Annotated in this window: 19 protein-coding genes; 13 read left to right on the plus strand and 6 right to left on the minus strand. The window is 54.3% G+C overall.

Annotation, left to right across the window (positions count from 1 at the left end):
- The first annotated feature begins 6 nt into the window (after positions 1 to 6).
- The gene (locus tag H6G53_RS10100) at positions 7 to 300 is read left to right on the plus strand and encodes a putative quinol monooxygenase (protein ID WP_190532562.1); all 294 of its coding nucleotides are present in this window, start codon (positions 7 to 9) and stop codon (positions 298 to 300) included.
- A gap of 129 nt (positions 301 to 429) precedes the next feature.
- Here H6G53_RS10100 and H6G53_RS10105 read toward each other — a convergent pair whose 3' ends face one another.
- Both H6G53_RS10105 and H6G53_RS10110 read right to left on the minus strand, forming a co-directional pair.
- A complete protein-coding gene (locus H6G53_RS10105; RefSeq protein ID WP_370567805.1) occupies positions 430 to 1,074 on the minus strand; it encodes a Uma2 family endonuclease in 645 nt (214 codons plus the stop codon).
- A gap of 92 nt (positions 1,075 to 1,166) precedes the next feature.
- Positions 1,167 to 1,478 carry a carbon dioxide-concentrating mechanism protein CcmK gene (locus tag H6G53_RS10110; RefSeq protein ID WP_099531705.1) on the minus strand — a complete coding sequence of 104 codons (312 nt, stop codon included), beginning with the start codon at positions 1,476 to 1,478 and terminating at the stop codon, positions 1,167 to 1,169.
- 861 nt (positions 1,479 to 2,339) lie between these two features.
- Here H6G53_RS10110 and H6G53_RS10115 point away from each other — a divergent pair.
- From H6G53_RS10115 to H6G53_RS10125, 3 genes are read left to right on the plus strand one after another with little or no spacing between them, the layout of a single operon-like run.
- Positions 2,340 to 7,055: a glutamate synthase-related protein gene (locus H6G53_RS10115; protein ID WP_190532565.1), complete on the plus strand. Its 4,716-nt coding sequence runs from the start codon at positions 2,340 to 2,342 to the stop codon at positions 7,053 to 7,055.
- 46 nt (positions 7,056 to 7,101) lie between these two features.
- Positions 7,102 to 7,392: a hypothetical protein gene (locus H6G53_RS10120; RefSeq protein WP_199309205.1), complete on the plus strand. Its 291-nt coding sequence runs from the start codon at positions 7,102 to 7,104 to the stop codon at positions 7,390 to 7,392.
- An 8-nt stretch (positions 7,393 to 7,400) separates the two neighbouring features.
- Positions 7,401 to 7,775, plus strand: coding sequence for a hypothetical protein (locus H6G53_RS10125; RefSeq protein ID WP_190532568.1), 375 nt, complete (start codon positions 7,401 to 7,403; stop codon positions 7,773 to 7,775).
- A gap of 95 nt (positions 7,776 to 7,870) precedes the next feature.
- Here H6G53_RS10125 and H6G53_RS10130 read toward each other — a convergent pair whose 3' ends face one another.
- The gene (locus H6G53_RS10130) at positions 7,871 to 8,968 is read right to left on the minus strand and encodes a hypothetical protein (RefSeq protein ID WP_190532571.1); all 1,098 of its coding nucleotides are present in this window, start codon (positions 8,966 to 8,968) and stop codon (positions 7,871 to 7,873) included.
- A gap of 460 nt (positions 8,969 to 9,428) precedes the next feature.
- Between H6G53_RS10130 and H6G53_RS10135 the strand changes: the two genes are divergently transcribed.
- The 4 genes from H6G53_RS10135 to H6G53_RS10150 are packed head-to-tail and all read left to right on the plus strand — an operon-like array spanning position 9,429 to position 11,091.
- Entirely contained in the window at positions 9,429 to 9,839 is a 411-nt protein-coding gene (locus H6G53_RS10135) for a hypothetical protein (RefSeq protein ID WP_190532574.1), read from the plus strand.
- A 5-nt stretch (positions 9,840 to 9,844) separates the two neighbouring features.
- Positions 9,845 to 10,246, plus strand: coding sequence for a type II toxin-antitoxin system VapC family toxin (locus H6G53_RS10140; protein ID WP_190532577.1), 402 nt, complete (start codon positions 9,845 to 9,847; stop codon positions 10,244 to 10,246).
- A gap of 27 nt (positions 10,247 to 10,273) precedes the next feature.
- Entirely contained in the window at positions 10,274 to 10,684 is a 411-nt protein-coding gene (locus tag H6G53_RS10145) for a hypothetical protein (RefSeq protein ID WP_190532580.1), read from the plus strand.
- On the plus strand, positions 10,684 to 11,091 hold the full coding sequence (locus H6G53_RS10150) for a type II toxin-antitoxin system VapC family toxin (RefSeq protein WP_347343135.1): 408 nt from the start codon (positions 10,684 to 10,686) through the stop codon (positions 11,089 to 11,091). The genes H6G53_RS10145 and H6G53_RS10150 overlap by 1 nt, the downstream gene beginning before the upstream one ends.
- A 49-nt stretch (positions 11,092 to 11,140) precedes the next feature.
- Here H6G53_RS10150 and H6G53_RS10155 read toward each other — a convergent pair whose 3' ends face one another.
- Entirely contained in the window at positions 11,141 to 12,559 is a 1,419-nt protein-coding gene (locus H6G53_RS10155) for an FAD-binding domain-containing protein (RefSeq protein ID WP_190532582.1), read from the minus strand.
- 433 nt (positions 12,560 to 12,992) lie between these two features.
- Here H6G53_RS10155 and H6G53_RS10160 point away from each other — a divergent pair, with 433 nt between their 5' ends.
- On the plus strand, positions 12,993 to 14,453 hold the full coding sequence (locus H6G53_RS10160) for a sensor histidine kinase (RefSeq protein WP_099531696.1): 1,461 nt from the start codon (positions 12,993 to 12,995) through the stop codon (positions 14,451 to 14,453).
- Between the two features lie 155 nt (positions 14,454 to 14,608).
- Here the strand turns inward: H6G53_RS10160 and H6G53_RS10165 are convergent, their stop codons facing one another.
- Both H6G53_RS10165 and folK read right to left on the minus strand, forming a co-directional pair.
- Complete coding sequence (locus H6G53_RS10165; RefSeq protein ID WP_099531695.1) at positions 14,609 to 15,163, minus strand: NUDIX hydrolase; 555 nt, start codon at positions 15,161 to 15,163, stop codon at positions 14,609 to 14,611.
- A gap of 19 nt (positions 15,164 to 15,182) precedes the next feature.
- Positions 15,183 to 15,701 carry a 2-amino-4-hydroxy-6-hydroxymethyldihydropteridine diphosphokinase gene (folK, locus tag H6G53_RS10170; RefSeq protein WP_347343137.1) on the minus strand — a complete coding sequence of 173 codons (519 nt, stop codon included), beginning with the start codon at positions 15,699 to 15,701 and terminating at the stop codon, positions 15,183 to 15,185.
- Between the two features lie 387 nt (positions 15,702 to 16,088).
- On the opposite strand from folK, the gene H6G53_RS10175 reads away from it, so the two are divergent.
- The 4 genes from H6G53_RS10175 (at position 16,089) to H6G53_RS10190 (ending at position 20,118) form a co-directional block, all read left to right on the plus strand.
- Positions 16,089 to 16,556 carry an MgtC/SapB family protein gene (locus H6G53_RS10175; protein WP_099531692.1) on the plus strand — a complete coding sequence of 156 codons (468 nt, stop codon included), beginning with the start codon at positions 16,089 to 16,091 and terminating at the stop codon, positions 16,554 to 16,556.
- Between the two features lie 40 nt (positions 16,557 to 16,596).
- On the plus strand, positions 16,597 to 17,778 hold the full coding sequence (locus tag H6G53_RS10180; RefSeq protein WP_190532587.1) for a cysteine desulfurase family protein: 1,182 nt from the start codon (positions 16,597 to 16,599) through the stop codon (positions 17,776 to 17,778).
- A 779-nt stretch (positions 17,779 to 18,557) separates the two neighbouring features.
- Entirely contained in the window at positions 18,558 to 19,670 is a 1,113-nt protein-coding gene (locus H6G53_RS10185) for a polysaccharide deacetylase family protein (RefSeq protein ID WP_099531690.1), read from the plus strand.
- Positions 19,671 to 19,896: 226 nt separating this feature from the next.
- Positions 19,897 to 20,118, plus strand: coding sequence for a hypothetical protein (locus tag H6G53_RS10190; protein WP_099531689.1), 222 nt, complete (start codon positions 19,897 to 19,899; stop codon positions 20,116 to 20,118).
- Positions 20,119 to 20,180 lie beyond the last annotated feature (62 nt).

Genomic DNA, 20,180 nt, shown 5'->3' on the forward strand with positions numbered 1-20,180 from the left:
TGCATCATGGCCCATGTGTTGATCATTCATGAAGTGGAAGATTACGCCACTTGGAAAGCGATTTTTGACGGCGCTGCCAACCTTCGCCAAGAGGCAGGCGAGCGCTCCTATCAGGTATTGCGAGATGAATACGATCCTAACAAGATTGTTCACTTCTCCCATTGGACTTCAATTCAAGATGCTAGGACGTTTTTTGAGTCACCGAAGTTGGTAGAAATCCGCAAACAAGCCGGTGTGAAAGCACCAGAATTTATCTATCTCGATCAGTTGGAAGCGGGAGTTTTGAAACCTGAAGATTGATTACTCCTCGAAGCTAGAATGTCGTTTCTCCCAGCAATTCATCCATAGGAGCATAAGTCGCCTATCTTGTGCCAGTGGCGGCGGCGCAGAGGGCGATCGAGCACAACTGAGCTGAACAGAGACAGGCGATCATGACTCAGCCGATCGAGTGGAATCTGTGGGATTTGGATCGATCGCTTGGCTCAGTTCCACTTCTTCGTAAACCAACGACAGCGGACAAGCAAAATTGAGACTCACCAGCTCAAGAATCGGCTGGTTCGGATCGGCTTCATCGTCAGGATATGCGGTTAATTCCCACTTCCCCGCGCTCGTTTTGCGGTAGCAATCAACTCCCACCTTTTCCGCATCGATTAGCACGTATTCTTCCAAGGTTGGAATGCGGCGATAGTAGCGAAATTTGTCGCCGCGATCGAACCCAGCGGTACTGGGGGATAGCACTTCAACAATGCATTTGGGATAACTGATGGCCTCGATCGCCCGTTGATCGCGATCGTCACAACTCACAACTAAATCGGGATAAAAGTATGGCCCGGCAGCGCTGACCTGCACCTTGGCATCAGCCATCCGCACTTTGCAGCCTGTCCCCCGCAAAAACAACCGCAGGGCGCTGGTTAAGTTCACCGCAATATCGTTATGGGGCAAGGTTCCGCCAGCCATGGCATACACCTGCCCATGGATATATTCATGCTTAATGGGCTGCTCAGATTCCCAAGCCAAATACTCCGCAGCGGTCATGAACTGAGACGGAAATGAAGGCTGAATTTGAGCAATCACGATGTAGCTCCACCTTGACCATTTCAGCGTTGCGATCTCAGATCCCTTGATCCAATTCCCGTTTTCGCTTGAACAGAAAAATAATTGAAAGTTTAGGTGACGCGGTGGGGTTCGCTTTCGGGGGTGTAGTCGATCGGCATCACGCCCTCCGTGTTTTCGTAGGGGTGGGGAATGATGTAGTGGCTCATTACCTGACCGCCATAAACCGCTTTCGCCGCTTTGATCCCTTCTTCCATGGCCCGCTCCACCTCGGAGACGGGGCCGCGAATGGTGATGAAAAAGTTGCCCTTTTCGGCCTTGTCAAAGAACACCAGGGTGACGCGCCCGCCTTTCACCATGGCATCGGCGGCGGCCAGGATGGAGGGAAAGCCAAGGGTTTCGATCGTTCCAACGGCAATGGGCATGGGACAGCAGGGACGCGAAAATGAAGGGCGCAGGTCGCGGGGCGGCTCAGCCAACCCTGGCAAAAGTGTAGCGCGATCGGGTCGAATCGCCGCCAGGGATCTGCACAACGGCAGGATTGGGACTAGGAAACCCATCCGGGTCTCTTCGCTCGCGGGGAAATGGCAGCAAAGATGAGCAACCCAACGAGCAGTTTAGGCAACTGAGTTAGCAATTCAGATCGAGTCCAATCAACATTCGATCAACATTCGTTGGCCGATCAGTTGCATAAACGCCAAGGGCCGATCTAGATTAAAGCGCTACAGTTTCTTTAGAATTGGGTTTGCTGACTATCCTGAAGGCTCGAATCATTTTGGTGCACCCCCTCACTCCCCAGTCATCTGTACGACTCGATGAATGACGATTTGTGCTGGCGGATGTGCGCACCAATCTTCCGATCCGACCAACCCAATCGCGGTTAACTGGTTCTGCTTCCAGCGGTTTTGGCCCTGGGTCATGGGATTGAAGTCGATCGCCCGCGTGCTAACCCCGTGCTCCCGATGCCGGTTCCGCCAGCGATTGACACGATCGTTACCGATCAGTGCTAATCAGTAGTTGCCAATACAACCAGTGCAACCGCGTTCACCGGACAATCAGTAAGGCCCTCTGGCTATGTATTCCGGTCGTTTTGCCGGGGACTCAAGACCAAGCTCAACAGACGGTCTTTTAACCCAGTCATAACGCAAACTCTGTAGTTTCGATCGCATCCGATCGACTCTAACTTGATCGATCTCAGCAGCGGCTACCTGATTGCCGCTGTGGCTCGATCGCCCTCGCTGTCTGTTTTTTTATTCACCCCGATCGCCTAGTCCACCCGATCCACTATGAGTGACCGCACCAGCCAAGCCCCTGTGTTTTCCAGCAATCCGTTGCCGGTAATGCCGGAATCCGGGTTGCGCTACCTGACTGAGGAGCGCGATGCCTGTGGCGTAGGCTTCATTGCCCAGCGCCAGGCCCAAGCCAGTCACGACTTGGTGGAGAAAGCTCTGATCGCCCTGGGTTGCATGGAGCACCGGGGCGGTTGCAGTGCCGATCGCGACTCGGGCGACGGCGCAGGGGTGATGACGGCAATTCCCTGGACCCTGATTGAGCAGTGGGCCGCCACCGAAGGCAAGACCATCGATCGCGATCGCACGGCGGTGGGGATGTTGTTCCTGCCGTTGGATGCGGACAAGCTGGCCACAACCAAGGCCGCCATTGACACAACGATCGCGGAGGTCGGTTTGACCCTGCTGGGTTGGCGTGTTGTGCCCACCCGCCCCGAGGTGCTGGGCATCCAAGCCCGCGAGAACCTGCCGACGATCGAGCAGGTGATTATTGAATCCACCCTAACCGGCGATGCCCTGGAACGGCAACTCTACCAACTGCGCCGTCGGCTCGGAAATGCGGTGGTGAAGGCCCTCGGTGAGGATGATACAAAAGTCACATCCCAGTCCGTAGGATTCTACGCTTGCTCCCTCTCGAACCACACGATTATTTACAAGGGGATGGTGCGATCGGAGGTTTTGGGTCGCTTCTACCAAGACTTGACCAACCCGGACTACACCAGCGCTTGGGCGGTCTACCACCGACGCTTCAGCACTAACACGATGCCCCGCTGGCCCCTGGCGCAACCGATGCGGATGCTGGGCCACAACGGCGAAATCAATACTCTGCTGGGCAACCTGAATTGGATGTTGGCCAAACAGGCGGATTTGGCCCATGAAAATTGGACAACCGAGGAGCTGAACGCCCTCAAGCCGATCGTCAGCTACGAAAACAGCGACTCAGCCAACTTGGATAATTCCTTGGAACTGTTGGTGCGATCGGGCCGCAGCATTCTGGAAGCCGTCACCCTGCTGGTTCCGGAAGCCTACGAAAATCAGCCGGATTTGGCCGACTACCCGGAAATCGTCGATTACTACAACTACTATCGCGGGGTGCAAGAACCCTGGGATGGCCCGGCACTGCTGGTGTTTGGCGATGGCAAGATCGTCGGCGCAACGCTCGATCGCAACGGTCTGCGCCCCGCCCGCTACTGCATCACCCGCGATGACTACATCATCGTTGGCTCGGAAGCCGGTGTGGTGGACATCCCGATCGAGAACATCCTCGAAAAGGGTCGTCTCGGCCCCGGCCAGGCGATCGCCGTGGATCTGGAAGCCGGTGAAGTCCTGAAAAATTGGGATCTGAAGCTGAAGGTGGCTCGCCAGCATCCCTACGGCGACTGGGTGCGCGACCATCAACAACAGTTGACCGCCCAACCCTTCGCCACCGATAAAACCCTGGATGAGGGTCGCCTGCTGCAACACCAAACGGCCTTTGGCTACACCGCCGAGGATATTGATTTGGTGATTGTGGACATGGCGGCCAACGGCAAGGAGCCGACCTACTGCATGGGCGATGACATCCCCTTGGCAGTGCTCTCGACTCGCCCCCACCTGCTTTATGACTACTTCAAGCAGCGGTTTGCTCAGGTGACGAACCCACCGATCGACCCCCTGCGCGAAAAGCTGGTAATGTCGCTGGAAATGCACCTGGGACGGCGCGGCAACCTGCTGAATCCCATTCCGGAAGCGGCCCGCCTGCTGAAGATTAGCTCGCCCGTGCTGAATGAAACGGAACTGGGCAAGCTGTCCGAGTCCGGAATGCAAGTGGTCACCCTTTCAACGCTCTACAGCACGGCCGATGGCCCGGCGGGTCTGCGGGCAGCGATTACAGCCCTGCAAGAACGGGCCGTGGCGGCGGTGCAAGGCGGGGCAGAAATCCTGATCCTGAGCGATCGCACCGATGGCCTGTCGCCGGACACCACCTACATTCCGCCGCTGGTGGCGATCGGCTCGGTGCACCACCACTTGATCCGCCAAGGAATGCGGATGCAGGTGTCGATCGTGGCGGACACGGCCCAATGTTGGAGCACGCATCACTTTGCCTGTGCGGTGGGCTTCGGGGCCAGCGCCGTTTGCCCCTACCTGGCCCTGGAAAGCATCCGCCATTGGTGGAACAGCGATCGCACCCAAAACCTGATGGGCAGCGGTAAGTTGCCGGCCTGCTCGATCGAGCAGGCCCAGGCCAACTACCGGGCCGCCGTGGAAGCCGGGTTGCTGAAGATCCTCTCGAAGATGGGGATTTCGCTGCTGGCTAGCTACCATGGGGCACAAATTTTCGAGGCGATCGGGATTGGCCGCGAGCTGATCGACCTGGCCTTTGTGGGCACGCCGTCCCGCGTTGGTGGCTTGGGCGTGGCGGAACTGGCCCAGGAGGTGATGACCTTCCATGCGACCGCCTTCCCCGAACTGACGGCCAAGAAGCTGGAAAACATGGGCTTCGTCCAGTACCGCAAGGGTGGCGAATACCACATGAATTCGCCGGAAATGGCCAAGGCCCTACACAAGGCCGTGGATGCCTTCAAGGCCCAAACGCCCGAGGGTGAATGGATGCCCGGCGCGCAAGCCCTCAGCACCGAAGCCTACGACCACTACAGCGTCTACAAGCGCTATTTGCAGCAGCGCACGCCCACGGCCCTGCGGGACTTGCTGGACTTCGACACCAGCCGCAGCCCGATTTCCGTGGACGAAGTGGAGTCGATCGAATCGATTCTGAAGCGGTTCTGCACGGGCGGTATGTCTCTCGGGGCGTTGTCGCCGGAAGCCCACGAGGTGTTGGCGATCGCCATGAACCGGATTGGTGGCAAGTCCAACTCCGGCGAAGGCGGCGAAGATCCGCGCCGCTACACCACCCTGAATGATGTGGACGAAAACGGCTTGTCGGCCACCTTCCCGCACCTAAAGGGCCTGCGGAACGGCGACACGGCCAGCTCCGCGATTAAGCAGGTGGCTTCGGGGCGCTTTGGCGTGACCCCGGAATACCTGATGAGCGCCGAGCAAATCGAAATCAAGGTGGCCCAAGGGGCGAAACCCGGTGAGGGCGGTCAGCTCCCCGGGAAGAAGGTCAGCCCTTACATTGCCATGCTGCGGCGATCGAAGCCCGGCGTAACCCTGATTTCGCCGCCGCCCCACCACGACATCTACTCGATCGAGGATTTGGCCCAACTGATCTTTGATCTGCACCAAATCAACCCGCGCGCCAAGGTGTCCGTGAAGCTGGTGGCCGAAGTGGGCATCGGCACGGTGGCCGCCGGGGTGGCCAAGGCCAACGCCGACGTGATCCAAATTTCCGGCCACGACGGCGGCACGGGAGCCTCGCCCCTCAGCTCAATCAAGCACGCCGGTAGCCCCTGGGAATTGGGCTTGGCGGAAGTGCACAAGTCCCTGATGGAAAACGGCCTGCGCGATCGCGTCGTTCTGCGCGTCGATGGCGGCTTCAAGACCGGCTGGGATGTGTTGATGGCGGCGCTGATGGGTGGTGAAGAATTCGGCTTCGGCACGATCGCGATGATCGCCGAGGGCTGCATCATGGCCCGCGTTTGCCACATGAACACCTGCCCCGTGGGCGTGACCAGCCAACAGGAAAACCTGCGCAAGCGGTTCCCCGGCATTCCGGATCATGTGGTCAACTTCTTCTACTTCGTGGCTCAGGAAGTGCGGCTGTTGCTGGCTCGGTTGGGCTTCCGTCGCCTGGATGAGGTGATTGGGCGCGCTGACCTGCTGAAGCGGCGCGAAGATGCCAGCCTGACCAAGACCCAGGCGATCGACCTGTCGATCTTGACCAATTTGCCCGACAGCCGGAGCGATCGCGCCTGGCTGAACCACAGCCCCCGCCCCCACAGCAACGATGTGGTGCTGGACAACGCAATCCTGGGCGATGAGGACATCCAACGGGCGATCCGCCACCAGGGCACGGTGCAAAAGACGATCAAGATCATCAACACCGATCGCTCCGTGGGCACGCGGGTTTCCGGCAACATCGCCAAGCGCTACGGCGACAAGGGCTTTGAAGGCCATCTGCACCTCACCTTCGTGGGCAGCGCCGGCCAAAGCTTCGGAGCCTTCAACATCAACGGCATGACCCTGGAGCTGATTGGTGAGTCCAACGACTACGTGGGCAAGGGCATGAACGGCGGTGAAATCATCGTCCGGCCGCCCGCCGAAGCCACCTTTGCGCCGGAACACAATGCGATCGTCGGCAACACCTGCCTCTACGGTTCCACGGGCGGCGTGCTCTACGCCAGCGGTCGGGCCGGTGAGCGGTTCGGCGTGCGCAACTCCAAGGGCCAAGCGGTGATCGAGGGCGCAGGCGACCACTGCTGCGAATACATGACCGGCGGCACGATCGTGGTACTCGGTTCCACGGGTCGCAACGTGGGCGCGGGCATGACCGGTGGTTTGGCCTACTGCTACGACGAGGACGGCAGCTTCCCCGGCAAGGTGAACGGCGAAATCGTCAAGATCCAGCGGGTTTGCACCCCGGCGGGCGAAGAGCAACTGAAAACGCTGATCGAAGCCCATGCCGAAAAGACCGGCAGCCCGAAGGCGAAGGCGATCCTGGCCGATTGGGCGAATAGCTTGCCCAAGTTCTGGCAAGTCGTGCCGCCGTCGGAAGCGAACACACCGGAAGCGAATGCCAACCCCGCCGAGGAAAAGGTAGCCGCAACGGTTTAGTTTCAGTTTCCTAGGGCGATCGGGTGGTGATGAGCTGCCCGATGCCTTGACCCCAGTTGGTTGCTCATTCAGGGCGATCGGCTGGGGTTATCCTTTAAATAACAGAACTTATCCTTCCCGTAGTTTTGCCAACATGGTTGATCCATCAACATCCACAGAAGCGGAGGAAATGCCAGAGTCGCGACATGCCGCCACCGATCCACAAAAATGTCGCAACATGGCAGAGAAATACGATTGGACATTGCTCAGAGTTGAGAAAACTGGCGATCGTATTTTGAAAGTAAATTGTGTTTTTGCTGGTGAAACTGAGTTTCCCAATTACACCCCTGAAGACTGAGGCAGACCATGGGACGCTACATCATTTTCAAAACGGAAACGGCCGACGCGGAAGGGTGGGACGATCGGCAACTGATGCCCAGCGGTAGCCTGACGGATATTTTGGCTGAGTATTACGATGCGTCTCAGCGCCCTTTGCCTCAACCGGGCTATCGATTGCGCGATTATGTGCGGGTTGAGTCGGCGATCGATCCGCAATTTCCCGCCGCCAGCACCCACAGCCGCCTCAGCAATTGGCAAGTCACACGGGTTGAGGTTTATGAACCCCGGGAGATGGGCAGCGCGTTTGAGGCGATCGCCGTTTGCTTCTGTCAGTGGGTTCCGATCGCCGCCCCGATCGAACCCCTACCCGCGATCGAGTCCCCAGCTCTCTACCCAGCTTGATTAAACCCATTCGGTTGGTTTCGATGATGCATGGTGGTGGTGCGTAGGACAAAAGCTAACTGTTTCGTGACTCCGAGATCGTACTCCTATGCACCCTACCAAGGGATGGCAAAGAGTTCATCAAGATCGCTTGACAAGAATGGATTATCCTCATCCAGATCCTCAGAAGGTGTTGTCCCGAAGATTTCCATGAGTGCTTTTAAGTGTTCAGGGCCATTGTTTTCGTAGTAGTCGATCGCCACATTCCCTACGTTCTGAATTGCTTTGTAATCAAACCCAAAGCCAATCATTGCACCAACTACAGGAAGCGCCTGACGCAAGCCTCTATTAATTCCTTTCTCAGCCATCTGCTTGCCAAATGTCTTCCAAATCATTTCTCGCAACGGATGCATAGTGCCTACTTTCTGCACAAGCTTTGGCATATGTTGAAAAACAATATCCTTACCTAGAGGAGAGGTCACTGCCGTTTTCAACAATCTTGGCATTGATTGAGTACTAATATTTAGAAGCGCATCTTTAACTAGCGGAAAAGCACCTGCTTTCTGCACAAACTTTGGCAATAACTGAGTGCTGAAATTCAGAATTGCATCTTTCCCCATGTGAGCCGCTCCTTGAGCAACATACCTGCTGCTGTGTGAAATAGTTGATTTCACAGCGGTCGCCGTAGCAATCTTTGTCGCTGCTTGTGCAACTGTAGCTTTCAGGTTGTGGCTAGATTGATGATTTTGCTCTTCACGTTCCAATTCTGATTCAAGATCTGTGAATGCTTGTTCTATCTGAGCCGCCAGCATTTTCTGGAGTGATCGAGAAATATCATCGAAGGACTTATTAGACAGGATCAGCGAAGCATCAGTCTTGAAATCTGTTGTTTCAGCAGAGTAGCCATAGGCATAGGCCACACCTTGAATAGTAAAGGCTTGTAATTGTAGTGTCTTGACTAAAGCAACCGGCAAGGTAGCCACTAGCAAAGGCAGGCCTAATAAGCCTGTTCCCGCTCCCATCAAACCACTCCACAAGGCTTGCTGCCCGATGATGATTTTTGCAATCTCTTTGGGTGATGCGGCGGGATTATCGATGCGTGCTTTATGGACGGCTTCCCGCACGGTAGAAAAATCAACGCTGGAAATGCTATCTAGGAGGCCCTCAATACTGCGCTGCAAATCGAATGCTGATTCGGATGTGGATTCAGACATGAGAATTCTGAGGGGGAAACTAGGAATCAGAACTGTCCATGGCAAACATAAGCGACTTGAGGAGCTTCACAGTTTCATGGCTGAACGGCTTTATTTTTAATCGCCATGCTCATTCTCCAATGAAATTACAACAATGTTTCCCTAATTTTTAATTAATCACGGCTTTTTTGTGATTCTGATCACTGATATCGAAATGAATGGATCACAAAAGGCACTTTATAAACTGGATTATTAGTTGATTTCTGCTCTGCATGGTAGACGGTGTGTGGGAATGCCGATTAGGCGCTTCGTGATGCCGTTTGCAGGCGGGAAAATGCTTTGAACTGGAACGGTCGGGAAGCAGGCTGCCTGACACGCTAGGGAGATTGCTTTGTCTGGAAGGCGCTTACGATTGGCGATCGCCCGTTGCAGAAGCGCTTGTGTCAAGATCGCAGTAGACGATCGAGTGGAGGATCAAGCAATGAACCCAGGGGAATTGCGATCGGCAGCGCTGCGATTATCAGTGGGCGATCGGTTGCGGCTGATTTGGGATTTGGTGCGATCGCTCCTGAGCTGGGATGGGGCGATCAAACCCTCCGTACCCGCAGAACCCAGCCTAGAAGGGGCGATCGCCCGAATTGAGCCGCTGATTGACCAGGCGGCAAGTCACCAACCGCACTATCAACCACAACTCAAGACCCGTTTGCTGGATAACTTGCGCCACACGTTTGCCCAATCCCCTAGCCATTGGCAAACCCTATTAACCATGTCAGAGGCGGCGTTATCAGAAAAAGTAGCGTTGCTGTTAGCCACTGAAGCCCTGCTAGCAGCCAGTGAAAACGAATCTGAGGCGGATCAGGCAGAATTACAGCAACTGATTGAAGGGCGATAAACCGAATGGTTTATTTACTAGATACCAATATCGTCAGTGAGTTTTTAAAACGGGATTCTCAACTGCTGTCTCAGCTTCGGTTGTTGTTGGCAACTGAGTCCGTAGCCATTAGCGCTATCACCTACTATGAAATTAGGCGGGGTCTATTAGCAAAGGCCGCACCCAAACAATTAGAACTATTTGATCGATTCTGCCAGCTTGTGAATATCGTACCGGTCACACATCCCGAAATTGTCAATATTGCTAGCGAGATTTATGCAGATCTGCGATCGCGCGGTTGCTTGATTCAAGATGCAGATATCTTGATTGCGGCAACGGCGATCACCCAAAATTGGATTTTGATTTCCAATGATTCTGATCTCTCTCGCGTGCAAGGATTACGATTGGAAAATTGGCTGATTCGTTGAATCTAAAAAACAATGGAGGATCAAGCGATGAATCCAGGGGACTTGCGATCGGCAGCGCTGCGGTTATCAGTGGGCGATCGGTTGCGGCTGATTTGGGACTTGGTGCGATCGCTCCTGGGCTGGGATGGGGCGATCGAGCCGGCCGCACCCGCAGAACCTAGCCTAGAACGGGCGATCGACCGGATTGAACAACTAATTGACCAGGCCTTGGCAGCACATCCCGACTGGGATCCTGGCTTGAAACGGCCGGTACTCGATCGGGTGGCATCTTCCCTTTCGCAATCGCCCGATCGTTGGCGAGCCATCTTAGCCACACCAGAGGAAACGCTTCTGAAGCGTGTGAGCTTGTGGCTAGTTATGGAAACATTTAGTCAGATTGCAGCCGAAGAATCTGACGCAGAAAAAGCAGAACTCGTAGCCATCATTGAGGGGAAATAGTGTTGGTTGGCTATCTGCTGGATACGAATATTGTGAGTGCCATCATTCAGGGCAATATCTCAGTAAAAGCTAAGTTTCTTGAGGTAATTGTGGTGATGCCAATCGCTATTAGCGCTATTACCTACTTTGAATGTCGGCGTGGGTTGTTGGCGAACAAGTCGCAAAAGAAAATCCAAGCCTTTACTGATTTTTGCCAATTGGTCGATATCTTACCAGTGACGCATCCGGAAATTGTGGAAATTGCTAGCGAGATTTATGCAGATCTGCGATCGCGCGGTTGCTTGATTCAAGATGCAGATATTTTGATTGCAGCAACGGCGATCGCCCACAACTGGATTTTGATTTCCAACGATTCTGATCTCTCTCGCGTGCAAGGATTGCAATTGGAGAATTGGTTAATTCGCTAAACTGCTAACCCTTGCCCACAACCGACTTTTCAGCCCTTCATTTAGATGATTAGGCTTTTTGGGCTTTGTAGAGTTGCTTAAAGCGTTCCTGCTGAATTTTGTGATCAACGATCGGGGCGGGATAACCCAATGATCGACGCTCGATCGGGGTAATTTTTCCCGTGAGTAATGATCCCGTATCCAACCGGCGCAACTCAGGAACCCACTGGCGAATATAGTCACCCTCCGCATCAAATTTTTGGGCTTGGCTAGCGGGATTAAAAATGCGTAACGGCTTTGGATCCATGCCACTGGAAGCGCTCCACTGCCAACCGCCATTGTTAGCTGAAAGATCGCCATCGACCAGATTTTGCATAAAGTATTTTTCGCCCCAACGCCAATCGATGATCAAATCTTTGGTTAGGAAACTGGCCACAATCATGCGACAACGGTTGTGCATCCAGCCAGTTTCATTCAGTTGACGCATCGCCGCATCAACGATCGGATAACCCGTTTGGCCATTGCACCAAGCTTCAAAGAGAGCTTCATTGTTCTCCCAAGGAAAAGTTTTGAGGGGCGCACGATAGGCTCCTTCCGCAAGTTCGGGAAAGTGATACATCACATGTTGATAAAACTCGCGCCAGGCTAATTCCTGTTGCCAGGTGCGAATGCTGTTGATGGCTTCTTCGCTGCGGGCATGGTCGAGGGCGCTGGCGCTGGCCTGCCAAATTTCCCGAATCCCGATCGCCCCAAATTTCAAAGCGGCGCTCAGGCCCGATGTGCCCTCCAAGGCGGGGAAGTTGCGATCGGGATCGTAGGCTTCAATGGCCCGTTGGCAGAAGGTTTCCAAGCGCGATCGGGCGGCGGCGGTTCCCGGTTCCAAAATCCAAGGCCCATCCCAGGGATACCCCAATTGGCGAGCGGTGGGCAGCGGGATCGCCTGGGTTTTGGCCCGTTCAGCTTCGGTGAGGGGCAAGAGGCGATCGGGCGCGGGCGCGGGGGTCGCTTTCGATCGGGACTGCCAATTTTTCCAAAAGGGCCCATAGACCGTGTAGGGCGTGCCGGAGCCGGTGCGAATTTCGTCCGGCGCATGGAGCAGTTGATCCCACTGGGTTTGAGCAGCAACGCCCCGCTCCTTCAGGGCAGCCAACAGGGCCCGATCGCGCTGCAAGGCGTAGGGTTCCACATCCCAATTCCAGGCCACGGCCACAGCTCCGAGGCGATCGGCTAAGTTGGGAATTTCCACCGTGGGATCCCCTTTGAGGATCAGGAAATCCCCACCCCGTTCTTGATAGGTTTGCTGCAATTCTGCCAAGCAGCCGATCAGATAAGCCACCCGTGCGGGAGCCACATCATCCCGATCGAGAATTCCAGGATCAAGACAGAAAACACCGACAACTTTGGGCGATCGAGCAACGGCTTGGGCTAGACCTAAATTATCGGAAATTCGCAGGTCTTTTCGATGCCAAAACAACAGCAATTCGGACATAGGTGACACAAAAGCTCTGCCAAGTTTCCACACAATGCCTATTCGTGATTCGCGATTCTGTGCGATATCCTGGGGCAAAATGATTTATTACTGATAACCCCATTGTACACAATTCAGAAAAATGTAATGTTTTGTATCTAAATTCCTAATCATCAAAACAGGCAATGCCCAATTAGTCATCATCAATCGTTTTTCTATGTATCAAAAGTAACATGCCTTGGCGTTGTGTAGCTCTCAATCAGTATTTTAAGAAATGGAAGAGCTTAAGCCAGTAGGATGACTTATTCGATTTTGTTTAATCCCAGCATCAAGCAACTGGGCGCGATCGTGAGTAGCCTCCAAGGTGACGATCAAACGAGTTTTATCCTCTAATGGCTGATCGGGCTGCCATCCTCGATCAATCCCTAATCAATCCCCAATTCATCAAACAACTATGTACTCTCAGCCTCATACACCTGACGCTGCGCTCACACATTCGTTAGCGCCCGCTGACACGGCCGAACATCGACATTGGGAGTCAGATTTAAAGCTCATTGTTGAAGGAATTGCTTCTCAAATTGGCGAAGAGTTTTTTCGAGCCTGTGTTCGGTATCTAGCAGAGCTGTTGCAAATTCGCTATGCATTAATTGCTGAATTTATTGATGGTGAACCTCCTAAGGCAAAAACCCTAGCTTTTTGGGCTGGTGATGATTTTGGCATGGATTTTGATTATGTTTTGGAGGGAACACCCTGTGGAGTTGTGGTTAATAAGGGGCTGCAAATTTATGATTGCAAAATTCAGCAAAAATTCCCTGAAGACATTGACCTCGTGACCATGGGGGCAGAGAGCTATCTAGGGATCCCAATTTGTAATATGGCAGGAGAAACGATTGGTCACATTGCTGGTTTACACGTCCAGCCCTTAACCCGCAGTTATGAGGAGCAGGCAGCCATTCTCAAAATTTTTGCGGCTCGTTCAGCAGCAGAAATTGAACGACAACTAACCGAACGCGAACTAAAACAAAAAAATCTCCGCTTAGAGACCACGCTGAATCAGCTCAAGCAAACTCAAATGCAATTGATTCATGCGGAAAAAATGTCAAGCCTAGGAAACATGGTCGCGGGCCTTGCCCATGAAATCAATAATCCGATTAGTTTCATTCATGGAAACCTATCCCATGCTCGTCAATATTTTGATGAGCTATTGGAGCTGATCCGACTCTACGAACAAGAACATACTCAGCCCAGCCAAGCCATTCAAGATAAGCTGGAAGCGATCGACCTTGATTTTCTAAGAACAGACATCTATCAACTGTTTCAATCTATGCAGCAAGGTTCCCAGCGAATTGGCGACATTGTGAAGTCCTACCGAACCTTTTCACGCCTGGATGAATCGACTTTCAAGTTTGTGGATATTCATGAAAGTCTGGAGTCTGTTTTAGTTATTGTGCAGGGGCGCTTACAAGCCGAGGGACTAACATCAAAGATCACCATTAACAAAACCTATGGTAATTTACCCCATATTTATTGCTCTCCTGCACAGCTCAATCAGGTATTTTTAAATCTTCTGAACAATGCCATTGATGCCTTAGAAGAACTCGATCAACAACAGCAATTTGACCGAAAAAGCGACTCGCTCAATCATTTTTCTCGTCATATCTGGCTTCAAACATTCCTGATTTCAGAGCACCAAATTCAAATTTCAATTTCTGATAACGGCTCGGGGATTTCAGAGGAAGTTCAAGCCAAAATTTTTGACCCATTCTTCACAACCAAGCTCATCGGAAAAGGAACAGGACTTGGGTTAGCCGTGAGTTACCAAATCATCACAGATATGCATCATGGCGTGATTGAGGTCAACTCCTGCCCTGGTCAAGGCACAACATTTACAATTAAGCTACCGATCACGCCTTAGAAGATACCTGAAAAGCCAGAACTATGCCCCTGTAACTGTAAGCCTGATTGATCGACAAAGATCAGAGGCTTGAGCTTCTGGCCCCGACGACTATGGGTACTTTGCAAGATCTCCAAATGACTGATCAGATAGTCTCTGAGCAAGGAACTGCTGAGCTAGAGACTGCTGAAAAAGGGTTTGGCTAGAAAATAGCTGGTGACGGTTTTGGCATCGACCATCGCCCCCGATCGCACTGTTTCTTCAAACACTTCAGGAGTCATCAACACCACTTCAATATCTTCATCGTCATCCTGTAGCGGTGGTTTTTCTAGCTTGGTCAAATCTGTGGCCAAGAAGGCATAAATTAGCTCATCGGAATAGCCTGGGGCGATCGGGAAATCTCCCAAACAATGCCAAGTGGCGGCCGCATAGCCCGTTTCTTCTTCAATTTCCCGCCGAATGGTTTCCGCCGGATCTTCACCCAATTCCACGGTTCCAGCCGGAAACTCTAACAAGCGCCCTTGCATGGCGAAGCGATATTGCCGCACCAACACCAGTTGCCCATCGTTCGTGACCGGCACGGCCAAGGCCCCGCCGGGATGGCGAATACATTCCCATTCCCCCTCTGCGCCGTTGGGTAACCGCAATTGGGCAACCTCAAAGGCAAACTTACGACCGCGATAGGTGAGGCGATCGCGGAGTTTGTGGGCGAGTTCGGTTCCAAGGGGCATAGGACGGATGAATCGTGAGTTAGGCTAGGGGAATGACTGCTGAACAGTCTAGCGTTTGGACGATTTGCGCGATCGCCCGGCCCGTGAGCGGTTCCACCCAGTCGGGGGCAATTTCCGCCAAGGGAACCGCAAAAAATGCCCGATCGCCCAATCCTGGATGGGGCACTTGTAGCCGAGGCGTTTGCATCACCCGATCGCCATAAAGCAACAAATCCAAGTCCAAGGTGCGCGGCCCCCAATGCACTGTCCGCACTCGCCCCGCCTCGTTTTCCAGAGCTTGTAGCCGATCGAGCAAGGCCTCTGGGCTAAGGGCGACCTTCAACAGGGCACAACCATTCAGAAAGTCCGGCTGGGGTGGGCCCATCGGCGGGTTGCGATACCAGCGAGATCGACCCGTGACCTGAATTCCCGGTGTGGCATCCAAAGCCGCCAAGGCCCGCTCAAAGGTGGCGGCCACGTCGCCCAAGTTGCCCCCCAGGGCGATCGCACAGGGGATCGCACAGGATACTGAATGCTTGGATGTTGAATGCTTGGGTATTGAATACGTGGGTGTTGAATGCGTTGGCTCCCTCTGTGCCAGATTCATAGAATCCGCCAAATTCTGCCCCGAAGTCGAATCGCTGTCCTGGGGGCAAGGCAAAGGTTCCATCTGCGGCGTTATTTTTGCCGTGACTGGCGCTGTTAGTGGTGTTGTCGTGGGTACTGTTGTGGGTGTTGCTCTTGGTGCTGCCGTCGGTGATGTTGCCGGAGTTGTCCCATCGTCCGCTGCCCGATCGCCCGTGAATTGCGCCATCGTTTCCGTCATTCGCTGCCTGTTAATTCGCCCTTGATTAGCCCTATGGCCCCGCCCCGGGCCGTTGCCCAACGGTCACCGCCAAACCGCTCCTTAAAATACCGCCGATTCTGAACTTCTCCTCAACTTCTGATGAATCTTCCCCCCGATCCCTCCTGGTTCCATTTGTTGATTCGTTTAGGGCTGGCTCTGTTTGTGGGGGGAGCCATTGGGATCGATCGCCAGTTGCGACACAAGCCCGCCGGAATGCGCACTCATATGCTGGTGAGTTTGGGAGCTGCCCTGTTTGCCATCATTCCGGCGGAAATGGGGGCGAATATTGATGCCATTAGCCGATCGGCCCAAGGTGTGGCCACCGGGGTGGGTTTCTTGGGCGCGGGGGAAATTTTACGCACCAAACGCAGCGAAGAGAAGGTGAAGGGATTGACCTCAGCAGCAGCCATTTGGGTCTCAGCCGGATTGGGGTTCGCGGCGGGCTGCGGCTTGTTAGGGGTGGCCACCCTAGGGGCCCTGATGGCTTTCCTAGTCTTGCGCTTGAATGGGGTGGAGCGGCGTTTAACTCGCAATTTTGATATGAACGCAATTATGGACGATGACTAAACTACAGCAGCTCCCACTTGCCAAAGCCGCCTGGCCCAAGATGGCGAATTTGGTTTATTTAGATTGTCATGCCACAACCCCGACCGATCCCCGAGTGGCGGAGGCCATGTGGCCTTTTTTAACGGACTATTTTGGCAACGCAGGCAGCAACCATGCCTATGGTTGGGCCGCGGCGGCCGCGGTCGATCGATCCCGGGCTACTTTGGCTGCGGCGATCAACGCCAGCCCTGAGGAAATTTTGTTCACCAGCGGTGCAACGGAAGCCAACAATCTGGCCATCAAGGGCGTGGCCGAGGCCTATCTCAACAAAGGGCGGCACTTGATTACGGTGGCCACGGAGCATTCGGCGGTGCTGGATCCCTGTCGCTATTTGCAGTCCCTGGGGTTTGAGGTGACGGTTTTGCCGGTCGATCGCCTGGGTTTGTTGGATCTGGAGGCCCTGGCCCAGGCCATGCGACCGGAAACGGTGCTGGTGTCGGTGATGGTGGCGAATAATGAGATCGGTGTTTTGCAGCCGATCGAGCAAATTGGGGCCCTCTGTCGCGATCGGGGCGTGCTGTTTCACACGGATGCGGCCCAGGCGATCGGGAAAGTACCCCTTGATGTACAAACCCAGTCGATCGATCTCATGTCCCTGACGGCCCACAAGGTTTATGGGCCCAAGGGCATTGGGGCCCTGTACGTGCGGCGGGGCAACTCCCGCGTGGCCTTGGCTCCCCAATTACACGGCGGCGGCCAGGAACGGGGGCTGCGGGCGGGAACTTTGCCCGTGTCGCAAATTGTTGGGTTTGGCCGGGCGATCGAGCTGGCAATGGAGCACCTGGCCACTGAAGCAGAACAACTGCAAATGCTGCGCGATCGGCTTTGGGAGCGATTGCAAACCTACTTTGCCACCGCGCCGGGTTTGGCCCTGGAACTCAACGGCCACCCCAGCCTCCGCCTGCCGGGTAACTTGAACGTCACGATCGAGGGCTTGCCCAACGGAGCCGTTTTGAAAGCTATCCAGTTGATCGCCGCTGTCTCTTCCGGCTCCGCTTGCCAATCGGAAACCGGCCGCCAATCCCATGTGCTCAAAGCGCTCGGGCAGTCAGCCGGCCCCCTGACCACAACGCTGCGGTTTGGATTGGGTCGCTTCCATGACTTCGCCACGATCGATCGAGTTGCGACTCGGTTAATTGGGGCGATCGAACAGATTCGCCGCAACGCTGGAACCCTAGCGTGAAGGCTATTCCACAGACTCAAACCGCATCCCAGATGGGCCACCCCTCGTTTAACGCCCCCGTTAACCATTGACCAAGCCTTTGACCAAGCCTTGACCCGGCATTAACCAGGCGCTGAGTCAAAAATCTAGCCAGTCCATGGCGGTCGGCCACGGTATTTTGCGCTAGGGACAGAATTTCCCCCTCAATTTCCAAAATTTCTGCTACCTTGCGCTGTATCGTGCCAAGGCCGCAATCATCGCTCACCCCGCCCCCGGCTATTCCAAACCGCTGTTCAAAGCCGCTGTTCAAAGCCGTTGTTCAAAATCTCCATGAACAATCCGGTTTTCAGCACCGAGCGATCGGGTTATGCAATCAAGGTGGCATAACCGGCGCGATCGGGTAAAACTGATGGGGAGTTTGCTGAAAGGCTAAGTAGCATTCCCATGCACCCTAAATATTTGTCTCTAAATAACCCATTCAAAATGCTTAGGAGTTGGCTAAATTTCTAATTTCGTCTGAATTTTGCTGTTCTTCATGTCATTTTTCACGTCATTGCAGTTTCATTTTCAAAAGCTTTTCTTGAACTAAACGGAATTTCGTTCTATTCATCATCCAATTCTATGGATTTAGAACCCTTAATTTTTAGCAACTGATAACCACCGATACCTATTGCTCACGTCCCCTGACCGCATCAACCCTCAACTTGCCTCGTTCATCGTGAGTCTGTCGGTTAGTTCCGTTGCTCCGCGATGTTTTCTCAACCGCTATTCCTACCCTTCCGGCTCTTCCTGTTGCCCCTATGACTCGGCTGTTTTCTAAACGATCTGGCTCTTCGCGATCCCAAGCCGCCCGTGGCTATCGTTCCAGTAAGGTGGGGCAAAACTTCAATCAGCGATCGCGGTTTTCTTGGCGATGGTGGCTGTTGGCGTTGGTGACCTGTGCGGCGGTGTTGGGAGGCAGCTATGCCTGGACGACCAACAATGCTTCGCTGAAAACCGCCTTGGACAATTCCGCCGTGGCCTCTCAGTCGGCTCCGCCCCTTTCCCTAGGTGAGGCACTCGATCGCAGCATTGGTAACTTTCGCCAGCAAGTGACCAGCCAAGAGCAGGAAATTTTGATGGCTTTGGGGAATTTGCCCCAAGCTTTTGTGGGCAAACTGGTGCGGGATCAACGCCTGGCCAGTGGTGAGAAGGTGGTGGCGTTGACCTTTGACGATGGGCCAGCCCCCCGTTACACCGATCAGGTGCTGGACATTTTGAAACAGGAAGACGTGAAGGCCACGTTCTTTGTGATTGGTCGCATGTTCCAGGCCTTCCCGACGATCGGGCAGCGCGTGGCCCGGGAAGGTCACGTGATTGCGAATCACACCTGGTCCCATGGTTACCATCGCCATGCTCCGGCGGCGGCGGCCCGTGAAATTGACCAAACCGCCGCCATCATCCAAGCCAAAACCGGCCAGGTGGCTCGCCTCTATCGGCCGCCGGGTGGCGTTTTGAACAATGGGATGGATACCTACGCCCAAGGTCATGGATACGCCACGGTTCTGTGGGGCACGGATACGGGCGATTGGCGCAGACCTCCGGCGGCCACCATTGTCGATCGGGTGATGCGAACCATGCACCCGGGCGATATTGTGCTGATGCATGATGGCGGGGGCGATCGACACAACACGGTGGCAGCCTTGCCGATCATCATTCGGCAACTGAAAGCCCAGGGTTACCGCTTCGTCACCATGCCGGAACTCTTGCAACTGCGGGCCCAAGCCAGCCGCTCCGCCAGCACCCGAGCCACGGCCAAGCCCCAACCAACAGCGACCGCAACGCAACCGGCTAACCCTGGGCCCGGGGCGATCGACCCAACGGTCAATGCTCCCATGAGTGCCCCCAATTCCACCATGGATCTACCGCTGTAGAAACCGCTGAGATCGTTGCTGCCGTGTTCCCCGAATCGGCTGATTTGCCTGGGCCAATTGCCAAATAGAGTCTAGGTTTCCCGAATTTGGTTATTTGCCTGGGCCAATTGCCAAATTGAATTGGCGCGCTATGGTGTATGGAACTTGTGCCGATCCCCGACAATTGCCTTGGGGATCGGTTTACGAGTGCCGCCCTATGCCAGATTTTGGCGCGAGGAGATCCCCTATGGCTAATGTGCAGACTTGCTCGACTTGCGGTGTGCGGATTGAAATGAATCCGCTGGGTGATCGAGTGCTGTTTTCCTATGGCAGCCCAGGCACGAGGGCGCGTCTCTGGAGCCGAGTTTGTAAATTTGTAGCCGATCGGGGAGGTTGCATTAACCAAGATCAAGGGGCGATCGGGGCCACTGAGCCAAGTGATGAATATAATCCGATGCCGGAAGGATAATCGAGCACGGATATAAAACTGAGAACGGAAGTGGCGGGTCAACCAACGACGATCGAACATGG

Origin of the sequence: Limnothrix sp. FACHB-406 (assembly GCF_014698235.1) — a bacterium.
GTDB lineage: Bacteria > Cyanobacteriota > Cyanobacteriia > CACIAM-69d > CACIAM-69d > CACIAM-69d.

Excerpts from the sequence above, each read along its gene's own strand:
- H6G53_RS10140 (WP_190532577.1), top strand. The coding sequence starts at position 9,845 with ATGGTTTATTTACTAGATACCAATATCGTCAGTGAGTTTTTAAAACGG.
- H6G53_RS10180 (WP_190532587.1), top strand. The coding sequence starts at position 16,597 with ATGGCGAATTTGGTTTATTTAGATTGTCATGCCACAACCCCGACCGAT.
- H6G53_RS10100 (WP_190532562.1), top strand. The coding sequence starts at position 7 with ATGGCCCATGTGTTGATCATTCATGAAGTGGAAGATTACGCCACTTGG.
- H6G53_RS10130 (WP_190532571.1), bottom strand. The coding sequence starts at position 8,968 with ATGTCTGAATCCACATCCGAATCAGCATTCGATTTGCAGCGCAGTATT.
- H6G53_RS10135 (WP_190532574.1), top strand. The coding sequence starts at position 9,429 with ATGAACCCAGGGGAATTGCGATCGGCAGCGCTGCGATTATCAGTGGGC.
- H6G53_RS10110 (WP_099531705.1), bottom strand. The coding sequence starts at position 1,478 with ATGCCCATTGCCGTTGGAACGATCGAAACCCTTGGCTTTCCCTCCATC.
- H6G53_RS10165 (WP_099531695.1), bottom strand. The coding sequence starts at position 15,163 with ATGCCCCTTGGAACCGAACTCGCCCACAAACTCCGCGATCGCCTCACC.
- H6G53_RS10190 (WP_099531689.1), top strand. The coding sequence starts at position 19,897 with ATGGCTAATGTGCAGACTTGCTCGACTTGCGGTGTGCGGATTGAAATG.
- H6G53_RS10175 (WP_099531692.1), top strand. The coding sequence starts at position 16,089 with ATGAATCTTCCCCCCGATCCCTCCTGGTTCCATTTGTTGATTCGTTTA.
- H6G53_RS10145 (WP_190532580.1), top strand. The coding sequence starts at position 10,274 with ATGAATCCAGGGGACTTGCGATCGGCAGCGCTGCGGTTATCAGTGGGC.
- H6G53_RS10155 (WP_190532582.1), bottom strand. The coding sequence starts at position 12,559 with ATGTCCGAATTGCTGTTGTTTTGGCATCGAAAAGACCTGCGAATTTCC.
- H6G53_RS10185 (WP_099531690.1), top strand. The coding sequence starts at position 18,558 with ATGACTCGGCTGTTTTCTAAACGATCTGGCTCTTCGCGATCCCAAGCC.
- H6G53_RS10160 (WP_099531696.1), top strand. The coding sequence starts at position 12,993 with ATGTACTCTCAGCCTCATACACCTGACGCTGCGCTCACACATTCGTTA.
- H6G53_RS10125 (WP_190532568.1), top strand. The coding sequence starts at position 7,401 with ATGGGACGCTACATCATTTTCAAAACGGAAACGGCCGACGCGGAAGGG.
- H6G53_RS10115 (WP_190532565.1), top strand. The coding sequence starts at position 2,340 with ATGAGTGACCGCACCAGCCAAGCCCCTGTGTTTTCCAGCAATCCGTTG.